Here is a 7035-nt window from a genome sequence, read left to right on the forward strand (position 1 = left end):
CGCGATCAAGATCACCGACGCGGACGCTCTGCGCGCCGCCGGCATCGACCCGGCGGAGGTCGCGCCCGTGTTCGCCGAGGTGATGTTCGAGCAGCTGTTCACCCACGGCTTCTTCCACGCCGACCCGCACCCGGGCAACATCTTCGTGACGCCGGTGCGAGCGGCGGATGCCGCGGCTCCGGGTGAGCCCGCAGCATCCGGCACCGGGGCGCCCGCGCCCGCGTGGAAGCTCACGTTCATCGACTTCGGGATGATGGGCGAGGTTCCCAGCGGCATCCGCTCGGGTCTGCGGAAGCTCCTCATCGCCGTCGCATCGCGCGACGGGAAGGGTCTCGTCGCCGCGATCCAGGACGTCGGCGTGCTGCTGCCATCGGCCGACACCGGCGAGCTCGAGCGTGCCCTGACGCAGCTGTTCTCGCGATTCGGCGGCATGGGGTTCGCTCAGCTGCGCGAGGTCGATCCGCGCGAGTTCCGCGATTTCGCCACCGAGTTCGGCGATGTGGTGCGCTCGCTGCCCTTCCAGCTGCCCGAGAACTTCCTGCTCATCATCCGCGCGATGTCGCTCACCTCCGGGGTATGCAGCTCGCTCGTCGCCGACTTCAACCTGTGGAACTCGGTCGAGCCGTATGCGTCGAAGCTGCTGCGCGACGAGCGCGGAAACCTCCTGCAGGATGTCGCGACCCAGGCGCTCTCGTGGGTGACGACGGCCGCGCGGCTGCCGCAGCGCGTCGACGGTCTCGTGACGCGGTTCGAGCAGGGCAAGGTCGCGCTCGACACCTCTCGGATCGAGCGTCGCGTGAGCAGGCTCGAGCGCATGGGGCGCCGTCTCATCGCGGCGGTCGTGTTCGCCGCGCTGCTGATCACGGGCGCTGTGCTGCATCTGCAGGATCCAGTGTTCGGCACGGTCGTCATGATCGTGTCGGTCGTGCCGTTCCTCGGCGCCCTGATCGGCGGGAGGCGCTAGGCGTCAGTCCCCGGCTCGCGCCCGGCCGGCTTCGGGAACGCCGCGCGCATGTAGTCGGTCTGCAGGTAGTCGGAGACGCCGATGAGGATCAGCGCGAACACGATCTGCTCGGTGATCACCCACAGCGGATAGAGCCCGGGGATCGCCGCGAGCACCAGCGCGATGACGGGAAAGATGCGGCTGAACAGCTGCAGGCGGCGGTAGGCCCAGTACCAGCCGGCGCGGGCGCGCCAGAGGAAGTAGAAGAGCGTCGTGGAGATGCCGAGCACGACGAGGCAGCGCATCCACACGGCGATCGTCACCTCGGCGCCGACGGCGAGCAGGACGACCCCCGTGACGACGGTCGCGATGCCGAGCAGGAAGCACACGACGAGCAGCCAGGCGATCACGGTGAAGGCGCGCCGCACCTTGGGGTCGGTCGACGGCTCGACGCGATGATCGGCGGCACGGCCGCCCGCGATCCGGTCGAGTCGGCGCAGCATCGGTTCGAGTGACATGGTGCTAGCTTAAGCCATGCTGAAGGTTGATGGGTGCCGAGGCTCCGGCCCGGGTGTGGAGCCGTTGTCCAGGCCGACCCCCTACCGTGGAGGCCAGCAAGGGGAGTACTCCCGTCTGCGGCGACGCCGTCATTACGGTCACGCGATCGTGACCCGGTGCGCCGGCCCACCCTGGGTGGAGGAGACCTTGGCGTCCGTTGCACGCCGTCCCCGGAGCATCCCTTGCCACTCATCGACCGCACCGCCCGCACGGCGATCGATGTCGTGCGCTCGGGCCTTCGACGAATGGATGCCGCGGCCGCACCCATCGCCACGAAAGGTTCGAGATGAGCTCCTTCTCCCGTCTGTTCGACCTCGCCAAGAACGCCCTGAACTCCGACACGGTGCGCGAGGTGCGCCGCTCGGTCGGAGGGCAGGGCGCGGCATCCGCTCGTGATCCGCTCACCCCGCCGCCGGTCCCCGGGAGCGACGCGACGGCTGCATCGGCCGCCGATCGTCAGGCGATCGCGCGCTACGACTACCTGATGCAGACCGCCGACCCGCAGCACATCGAGCAGATCCACCGCGACGCGTTCGCCCGGCTCACACCCGACCAGCGCGGAGTGATCGAGCGACGCATGCGCACCGAGCTGCCCGTGCACGAGCAGCCGCGCTCCTCATCGCCCGGCGACCTTGCGCGGGCGGCCGGCCGGGCGGAGGCGCAGCGCCCCGGCCGCATGCGGGGCATCCTCGCTCGCGCGGGCGGCGGGGCCGCGGCCGTCGGCGCCGGCGGGGCCGCGCTGGGCCTGCTCGGCGCGGTTGCGGGCGGCGCGATGCTGAGCGCCGTCGCCGCGCCCCACCTCGAGCACGCTGCGGGTCTCGGTGTCGACATCGATCAGCTCGCGCAGGGCGTCGACGTCGAGGGGGTCGCCGCCGGGGCCGACGGAGTCGTCGGCGGCCTCGGGGATCAGGTCACCGGCATCGGCGACCAGCTCGGCGGACTCGGCGACCAGCTCGGCGATGTGGGGCTCGGCGAGATCTTCGGTCGCTGACAGCGCCGACTCCACGACGAACCGGCTGCCGCGCTCGGAAGCGCGACAGCCGGTTCGATGGCGGAGGATGGGGGATTCGAACCCCCGAGGGCTTTCACCCAACACGCTTTCCAAGCGTGCGCCATAGGCCACTAGGCGAATCCTCCATGGCCCGAAGGCCTCGATCATCCTAGCCGAGCCTCACCGCACGCGCTGCGCAGGGCCTCACCGCGTCACCGCCGACAGGATGACGACGCCGAAGACGAGCACAGCGAACACGACGAGCGCCGTGCGTGCGATGAACGCGCGCCGCTCAGGTGCGAAGGTTGTGTGGGGGCCTTCCGAGAATGCCGCCGCATCGTGAGCCACGGCAACGTCATCGATGCTCTTCTCGCCGAATGCAGCTGCCTGACGCGCATCGTCGAGCCGCCGTTGCCGGCCCGCTGCCGCCAGCGAGGCGAAGACCACCTGCGCCAGGCGCTGCGCCTGCCATCGGATCCTCGCGGCGGCGATCATCACGACGACCGTCGCCACCGCCAGCGCCTGGGTCACCACGATGGTGAGACCCGCGCCGTGGACGCGCGCGGTCAACACGCCGCAGGCGAAGGTGAGCAGCAGCAGTCCGTCGGCTACCGCCCACCAGGTGCGCGAGCGCTTCAGGTGGGTTCGGGCGACGATCGGCCACAGCCGATTCGGTCGCCAGAACCGCCATCCGGCGGGCGCAGGCCGTAGGCCCGGCAGCGGAGTCCAGCCCGGAGGTGGCACCCACATCGCGTTCTCCCGCACCCACCGATCGTTGGGCGTCGGCCATCCCCGCGGCACACGGACATCGACCGGCACCCCCGGCACCCTCGCTCGTCCGACCCCCATGAGCCCCCGCACCTTCGCCCGCGCACGGATTCGACCGAGACTACCGAGCGGATCGGCCGCTCGGAAGAGTCGCACTCACTCCCGCGCCCACAACGACCGGGGCCAGGCTCGGGCGATCAGCCGGCGCGCGGGTGCGACCGACCCGAGCACGCCGGAACGCACCGCAGCGGCCGCATCCGCCGTCGCCGGGTCTCCGCTCGCGGCACGCCGGGCGCGACGCCCCGTCGGCGCGGGTGGCGGGGCGTATGCCGCCCGCTCGACCGCGTCGACGAGTCTCCACACCGCCTCGGCTGGCACGCCGGGCTGCGCGATGAGCGCGGCGCCGAACTCACGAGGCGACGCCGCTGCGCTCACGGGCACTCCCACATCGCGCGCGGCATCCTGCACCCAACTCCATGCGGCGACCGCGTCCCCACGGGCCGCAGCTGCGCGCAGCCGTCTCGCGCGTGCGGCGCCCAGCACGCCCGGCACCGCGAGAACGGCGATGACGAGCACCGCACCCAGCGCCCAGGGAACGATGGCAGCGATCGCCGGTCCGCTCGTCGAGGTGGTCGACGTCGTCGTGCCCGTGGTGGGTGCGGTCGACGGCTGGTCGCTCGGGGCGGCGGTCGGCGCGCTCGAGGCGGTCGGCTGCGGTGTCGAGCCCGAGCTGTCGACGGTGCCGGACGTACCCGACCCCGGTGCGAAGCTCGTCGAGACGCCGAGGCTCTTCGTCGGCTCGAAGCGCACCCACCCGATGCCCTGGAAGTACGCTTCCGGCCAGGCGTGCAGCTGGTCGCTGACGACCTTGTAGGTCACCGTGTCCGGAGTCGACGACGAATACGTCCCCGGCAGGTAGCCGATCACGATGCGCGTGGGGATGCCGAGGGAGCGCGCCATCAGCGTGAACGCCGAGGCGTAGTGCACGCAGTAGCCCGACTTGACCTGCAGGAATCGCGCGACGGCGTCGGCGCTGGATCCGTCGAACCCCTGCTCGACCGGCGCGTTGAGCGAGTAGGTGAACTCGTCGCCACGGAACCACGTCTGCAGCGCGATCAGCTTGTCGTAGGCGCTCGTCGCCCCCGCGGTGACCTGCTGCGCGTCGGAGGTGATGATCGTCGGCAGGTTCTGCGGCAGCACGGTGTAGATCGAGTTCGTCGAGCGGGCCGGTGCGGCCTCGATCTGCTCGAGGGTGGGCTGCGGACTCGTCGTCGTCACGGTGTACTGCTGGCCGCGGGTCGATCCGCCCTGGGACTCGACGGTGAGGTTCTGGTCGGCGATCGCCCACGATCCGGTCAGGCCGCTGATGGATGCCGCGGGGTACGGCACGGGCAGCCAGGTGGTGTCGAGGCGGCTGATGTCGATCTGCGTCTGCGCCTCGGTCGTCGTGATGGTGCTCCCGAGCGCCTGAGCCGGGAACGTGCCGTCGGATCCGATCGCCGTCGTCGACGGCGCGTCGGGCACCCAGGTGCCCGACCCCTGCAGGAGGGAGAGCGTCGCGAGTCTCAGGTACGGCGCCGATCCGGTGTCGGTCGTCACCGTGAGGATCTCGGTGGAGGCGGGATTGCGCAGGTTCCGGCCCAGATCGATCGAGGCGTCCACGCCGACCGAGACCGAACCGGGCACGAGGACGACCGGGTTCAGCGTCGGGAGCAGCGGCGCAACGATCAGCGTCGTCACGAGGGCGGCCGCGCCCAGCACGAACCCGGCTGCCGTGCGCACCGCGCCCGGTCGCTCCGGCTCCCGGCGGGTGTGGGTCTCGAACCGGAACAGCAGCAGGAAGGTCGCCCCGAGCGTCACCAACTCCCACGTCGGCATCGACCGTTGCACCGACACCGTCGGGATGAGGGCCACGGTCAGCAGCGCGACCACGGCGAGAAGCGGCATCCGCGCGGTCACGACGATGTGGTCGAGCGCGATCGCGAGTAGTGCGACCGAAGAGACGAGGAGGAACGCGATCGCGGCCGTGGCATCCAGCGGCGCGTAGCCGGTGATGATGTCCTGCGCCGCGCGCGAGAGCACCTCGGGCACGGCGGCGAAGACCGCCGGCGAGGGGATGACGAGCAGCCACGCCTGACCGGCGAAGAAGAGGCCGGTGACGCCGAGCATCCACACGACGAGCTCGATCAGGCTGACCGCCCATGCCGGCATCCCGCGCACGCGCAGGAGGTACCCGATCGTCAGCACGAGCGCGGCGAGACCGAGCGCGGCGGCGAGCCAGAAGCCGGGAGTGATCACTCGCAGCAGGGGAAGGAGCGCCGCGACGAGCGCGACGAACGCTCCCACGGTGAGACGGAACGTGCCCCGCGCGGTGCGACGCGGACGTCGAGCCACAGATGCGTCCCGTGTCGCGAACACCCGGTCGTGTGCGGTGGGGTCGTCGCTCATGCGCTTTCGCCCTCCGTCGCCGCCGACTCGGATGCCGCCGCGCGCCGTTCGAGCTCCTGCCACACCGTCGCGAGCGGTTCGGCGCCCGTCAGCGCGGCTGCGCGCCATCCGCGTGCGCGGACCGCGGGCAGCGCGCCGGACTCGGGCGCCGCGGTCAGCAGGATCGGCAGGGCGGAGTGCGGGGCGATCGTCGCGAGAGGCGCGGCATCCGAGAGACCCAGGCTGCCGGCGAGGAGGATCACGGGGCCCGTGAGGCCGCCCGTGAACCGTTCGGCGAGCCGATGCAGCCCTCCCCCCGTACCCGTCGGCGCCACGGTCGCGAGGAGGAAGGCGAGATCGCCGAGACCGCTGTGCTCTTCGGGGTCGATTCGTTCCGCGAGGGGGGTGCCGTGCGCGTCGACGACGCTCACGGCGAAGCCCTCTCGCGCCAGATGGGTCGTGATCGACAGGCACGCCGAGACCGCTGCCTCGAAGCCCCGGTCGCCGCCGGGTGCACTCGCCCGCGCCGGCCAGCGTGCAGCATCCAGGTCGATCACGACCGTCGCCTCGGGAGCGGCCTCCTGCTCCTCCTGACGCACCATGAGCTCGTCACGGTGGGCGGTCGCGCGCCAGTGGATGCGACGCATCGAGTCGCCCGGTGCCCATGCCCGGGGGATGAGATTGTCCGCGCCCTGGCCCAGCCGGCTCGTCGCCGCCGGCAACGCGCCCCCGGTCTGCACCGCCATCGCGGCGAGGGCCGGCACATCGACGAGCTCGGGCGTCACCACGACGTCGGTCGCCTCACCGGCGGCCTGCGAGCGCCGCACCAGGCCGAACGGATCCGTCGAGGTCACCTGCAGGCGGCCGAGTCGATGGATGCCGCGCACCCGCGGGCGCACGCCGTACCTCAGCTCGATCGTGCGCGACCCCGACCCGGGTCGCAGAGCGGGGAATACGCCGCGGGCATCCCCGGCGAGGCTTCGGGGGAGGCGGTCCCGCCACTGCCCGGGCGGCACCGGCAGCGAGCCGTGCACAGTGGCGTGCACGCGCACCCGCGCGTCCTCGCCGACGGCCGGCAGGGCGGGCACGACCTGCCGCGTCGCGTCGAGGCGACGACGCAGGCCGAACTGCGTGACGGCGCCCCACAGCACGGCTGCGATCAGCAGCACGGCGAACCACACGAGCTCCTCGAGTCCGAGCATCGGGGCGGCGATGAGGCATCCGAGCGCGACGACGAGGGCACCGGTGCCCCGCAGGGTCAAGGGCCAGGATCGCACGGCGACGTGGTCAGACCCGCACGCCGAGCGGCACGCGCACGGTCTGCACGATCTCGTCGATCACTGTCCGC

6 protein-coding genes and 1 tRNA gene are annotated in these 7035 nt (G+C 71.8%); 2 read left to right on the top strand and 5 right to left on the bottom strand.

Annotation, left to right across the window (positions count from 1 at the left end; all coding sequences use genetic code 11):
* On the top strand, window positions 1-964 hold a 964-nt coding region (locus ASG00_RS18540; RefSeq protein ID WP_235559583.1), incomplete at its 5' end, for an AarF/UbiB family protein.
* Here the strand turns inward: ASG00_RS18540 and ASG00_RS12600 are convergent.
* Window positions 961-1461: a hypothetical protein gene (locus tag ASG00_RS12600; protein WP_056210026.1), complete on the bottom strand. Its 501-nt coding sequence runs from the start codon at window positions 1459-1461 to the stop codon at window positions 961-963. The genes ASG00_RS18540 and ASG00_RS12600 overlap by 4 nt on opposite strands.
* A gap of 326 nt (window positions 1462-1787) precedes the next feature.
* Here ASG00_RS12600 and ASG00_RS12605 point away from each other — a divergent pair, with 326 nt between their 5' ends.
* A complete protein-coding gene (locus tag ASG00_RS12605) occupies window positions 1788-2492 on the top strand; it encodes a hypothetical protein (RefSeq protein ID WP_056210029.1) in 705 nt (234 codons plus the stop codon).
* A 58-nt stretch (window positions 2493-2550) separates the two neighbouring features.
* Here ASG00_RS12605 and ASG00_RS12610 read toward each other — a convergent pair.
* The 4 genes from ASG00_RS12610 to ASG00_RS12625 all read right to left on the bottom strand — a co-directional run bounded on the left by ASG00_RS12610 (window position 2551) and on the right by ASG00_RS12625 (window position 6949).
* A tRNA-Ser gene (locus tag ASG00_RS12610) sits at window positions 2551-2638 on the bottom strand.
* Window positions 2639-2696: 58 nt separating this feature from the next.
* On the bottom strand, window positions 2697-3065 hold the full coding sequence (locus tag ASG00_RS14950; protein ID WP_156456259.1) for a hypothetical protein: 369 nt from the start codon (window positions 3063-3065) through the stop codon (window positions 2697-2699).
* 351 nt (window positions 3066-3416) lie between these two features.
* Window positions 3417-5708 (bottom strand): transglutaminase family protein, encoded by a 2292-nt coding sequence (locus ASG00_RS12620; RefSeq protein WP_056210033.1) that lies wholly within the window; start codon window positions 5706-5708, stop codon window positions 3417-3419.
* Window positions 5705-6949, bottom strand: coding sequence for a DUF58 domain-containing protein (locus ASG00_RS12625; RefSeq protein ID WP_056210035.1), 1245 nt, complete (start codon window positions 6947-6949; stop codon window positions 5705-5707). The genes ASG00_RS12620 and ASG00_RS12625 overlap by 4 nt, the downstream gene beginning before the upstream one ends.
* Between the last annotated feature and the right edge of the window lie 86 nt (window positions 6950-7035).

This window comes from Microbacterium sp. Leaf351, assembly GCF_001423825.1.
Lineage (GTDB): Bacteria > Actinomycetota > Actinomycetes > Actinomycetales > Microbacteriaceae > Microbacterium > Microbacterium ginsengisoli.